3 protein-coding genes, 1 rRNA gene and 2 pseudogenes are annotated in these 3,473 nt (G+C 61.9%); 5 read left to right on the plus strand and 1 reads right to left on the minus strand.

Translation table 11 applies throughout. The annotated features are described in order from the left end of the window. Positions 1-779: 779 nt before the first annotated feature. From BMX78_RS23580 to BMX78_RS23810, 5 genes and pseudogenes are all read left to right on the plus strand, one after another. Positions 780-1,133: a transposase gene (locus BMX78_RS23580; protein ID WP_286139236.1), complete on the plus strand. Its 354-nt coding sequence runs from the start codon at positions 780-782 to the stop codon at positions 1,131-1,133. A gap of 20 nt (positions 1,134-1,153) precedes the next feature. After that, positions 1,154-1,844: pseudogene (locus BMX78_RS23585) on the plus strand (transposase). A 292-nt stretch (positions 1,845-2,136) separates the two neighbouring features. After that, entirely contained in the window at positions 2,137-2,370 is a 234-nt protein-coding gene (locus BMX78_RS22955) for a hypothetical protein (protein ID WP_139205081.1), read from the plus strand. A 116-nt stretch (positions 2,371-2,486) separates the two neighbouring features. Continuing rightward, a complete protein-coding gene (locus BMX78_RS23805; protein WP_353615462.1) occupies positions 2,487-2,825 on the plus strand; it encodes a DUF6226 family protein in 339 nt (112 codons plus the stop codon). Continuing rightward, a pseudogene (locus BMX78_RS23810) lies at positions 2,816-3,163 on the plus strand (DUF6226 family protein); the annotation flags it as partial. The gene BMX78_RS23805 and the pseudogene BMX78_RS23810, both read left to right, overlap by 10 nt. A gap of 216 nt (positions 3,164-3,379) precedes the next feature. Here BMX78_RS23810 and rrf read toward each other — a convergent pair. Then, positions 3,380-3,473, minus strand: a 5S ribosomal RNA gene (gene rrf / locus BMX78_RS22500); the annotation flags it as partial.

Consider the following 3,473-nt stretch of genomic DNA (forward strand, 5'->3'; position numbering starts at 1 on the left):
CCGTTGAAGTAAAACAAAAACGAACACAACCAGGCACCACGGGAAAACGCGGAAACCCGACTGCAAAAATTTGAAACCAGCTGTAAAAACCAGACCCATCCACAGGGGCGGACCGATCCAGTCAATTCAACCAATTCATAAAACAATTGGTATCAACAAACTTGGCACACTATTGAGTTCTCAAACAACAGACACACCCGGCACCACCACAACATATTCCAGTCATGGATCGCTCCGGAGCAACTTTTCAAACTTACCCGATCTCAAGAAGCTTTGCAAATCAGCGTTTCCGCGATCCGCACTTCCCTCAACCGCCCCTACCCAATATCCGGCGCGCCAGCAGGCGAACCATTTTCAGGCTGTTTGTCAGGGGATTGGCCGCAATCTTTCCGCATCAGCGGCGGCGACTCAGAAAACAATACACGCCCACACCCCACCCCGCAAATCCACCACCAACCCCACCCCACACCACCCAAAACCCCCAAAAACCAAGGAATTACAGGCCCATCAACGCCCCAAAGACCCCAAAACGCCCACCAATAGCCAATATGCACTGCCTCACACTACGGCGGCTCCCGCAGGCGGATGCTAGAAGCAACAACGCAACATCGGAACGGGAGAGATCATCGTTCAGAAGGAGCCCGCGGAGCGGTTGCTCGCGCAAGCCACGGAGCAGGGTTTGAACCTGGTGGGCTCGGGTGGGCTGCTGAAGCAGCGAACGAAGCCTGTGTTGGAAGTCCGCGCTGAAACCGAGATGACCGAGCGCTTCGGGCACGAGCATGGCCAGACACGGATCGCAGCCAGGATGCACAACGACACCAGGACATAAACCCGTGCTGACCGAGATCGGCCCGGCCGGGATCGAGGCGCCCCAGGGCCGGCGACGGCTCGTTCGAGCCGGGATCGTGCCCCGACGGAAACGGCCGGGACGGCACCAATCAGACCGTGCTCTAGCTCCCTGCCCGGGGCTGACCACGGGGGAAATCGCCGCGCACTTCGAAGAGGTCTACGGGGCCAGAGTCTCTAAAGACACCATCAGCCGCATCACGGAGAAGGCCGCCGGGGAGCTGGCCGGTTGGTTTGCCCGCCTCCGGATCTGGTCTAGCAGGTGTTCTTCATTGCCGCGGCCGTAGCCAAGGTCCGTGACGGGCAGGTGCGCAACACCCCGTTCTACGTCGCCATGAGGGTCACCACCAACGGGGAGCGGGAGATTCTGGGCATGTCGGCCGGCGACGGTGGCGAGGATGCCGGCCTCTGGCTACAGGTATTTTCCGAGCTGAAGAACCGGGGCGTGGAAGATGTGTTGATCGCCGTCTGCGACGGGCTCAAGGACCTGCCCGAGGCGATCACCACCACCTGCGAGCGAACTGTCCTGCAGCAATACATCGTGCTCCGGATCCGCAACAGCTTCCGCTACGCCGGACGCCAGCACCACGACGGCGTCGTCAATATACATTCAACCCGTTTACACGGCCCCGCCCGAGCAAGCGACGAAGGACCGGTCCGCCGAGTTCACGGCCGAATGGGGCAGCGATACCCGGCCATGGTACGGCTCTGCGAGTCCTCCTGGGCTGGATTCGTGCCGTTCCTTGAGTACGACGCGGAGATCCGAGGTGCTCTCCACGACGACCGCGCCCGAGTCGATCAACGCAACGATACCGAGGGCGGTGAAGGCATTCGGGCACTTTCCGAACGGAACCGCGGCCCTGGAATGCCTGTACCTGGTTACCAAGATCTCGTGGTCCAACTGGCGGCGGTCGGGCACTCCGGGTGATGAGGGGAAACCGGCACTAAACGCGTCCCGGTTACCTTCGCCGGCCGGTTCGAAGAAACACCAAAATTGAAAGCCGGTCTGCTCTCCACACCGTCTATCGGACAGTCTCGGCACAAAGCGGCTCCAACGGCCTGATGAAACACTGGTCCGTTGGCGCCACTTCGGTCACTGCTACCTGGGGGGTACTCATGGGGTCGGCTCGCGGCTGTGAGGAACACTCCTCTTGCTTCTCGGACCAGGATCGCGGCATGGGATCGGCAGAGGAATTGTTCCATGGGGAGCCAACCGCGCTCCCGGTTCCGATGGCACGCCGCAGTGCGCTCTAAGTGCGCGGATCGGTCCCGGCCCATGAGGGCAGGCACGTGGAAAGCTATGGACAGTTCGTCGGATTTTGCGCCGCGCAAGGAGTGCGGGCCGAAGAACTGGCTGCTGATTCTGGCCTGCTCTTTTGTTTTCTGCGGGCCTTTTGGTTCCGATCTCGAGGAGACACCAGGCTCAAGCCTGATGCGGCCATATTTGCCGGCAACACTATTGCCGGGCTGAGGCCGGGTTCGCGCTGGATGGCCTATGAATTCTCCGATTGGGGGCAGGAGTGAGCAGTGAGGTCGATCGCCTGCTGGATGGACTGCGCAGCGCGGATGAGGCAGCGGTGCGAGGCCTCATTGCTGTGGTGGCAGACTGGGCGCAGGAAGAACCGAACGAGTCACCGCCGGTGCATCCACTCCCGGATTCCACGGCGGCAGGAAAACCCCGCTACATTCGGCCGCCACTGCCTGCGGCAACTTACGACTCAGGGGACGGGAGACCTATCCCCTACGGAGAGCAATGGGGCGATGGTGGGCCCGACCCGGATTCTTACGGTGTGGACAGCCGCCCGGAGCGGTTCGCCGGCCTTCGTTCCGTGGCCCTTGCTCTGATTGAACATCTGGCTGCTGTCTACGACGTGGAATTCCATAAGGGCCCGGCGCACCCGCGGAGCTCCTACCGAGGCCCCAGACGCGCTGCAGGTTGTGAAGGTGACACCGGCGGCTTCCCGGAGCTGAGCCGCTGACGTTTGTGCTGACCGCATATGTCACGGTGCACGCCGGAGGGCTGCACGACTTTCATTCCCCTGTGTGCGCATGCGATGCATGTTATGAACCGGCTGAGACCACAGCACACCGGATGGAGCGCCGGGTGCTCACAGTCGTTGCTGGTGGACATGGCGCACGCTACCCAGTAGGCAGACAGCGGTGTAGCGGATATGCGCTGACAGCGCACGACGGATCCGGTACTGAAAGTGGGAAAGACGGACCGCGCCCTACTTTCTCCCGCCGAATCCTTGATGCAGTAGTCCCATTACGCAACCTGGCCGGCGCATGGCGTCCCTGGCCGTTGGCCAGCATTTAGGCCTGGGGTTCGACGGCGGCTGTGAGTGCGCCGGCGTTGGCTGTTTGGGGGCCATGAGTGAGCGCGGGTGGTGTTCGACGGGTGGTGTTCGACGGCGGTGCTGCCGCGGGCTGGCTGCGGCTGCTTAGGCCGTCCGGCCTCGGGGGCCTGTTGGGGTTTGTGTGTTTAAATGTGGGAGGCCCCAACCGTGATGGTTGGGGCCTCGACCTAATGGTTGTCCGGCGGTGACCTACTCTCCCACACCCTCCCGGGTGCAGTACCATCGGCGCTGTGGGTCTTAGCTTCCGGGTTCGGAATGGGACCGGGCGTT

It is taken from the genome of Arthrobacter sp. OV608 (assembly GCA_900110595.1).
Taxonomy (GTDB): domain Bacteria; phylum Actinomycetota; class Actinomycetes; order Actinomycetales; family Micrococcaceae; genus Arthrobacter.

Bases quoted from the DNA above. Each gene is read 5' to 3' on its own strand.
- BMX78_RS23580 (WP_286139236.1), top strand. From the start codon at position 780: ATGGCCAGACACGGATCGCAGCCAGGATGCACAACGACACCAGGACAT.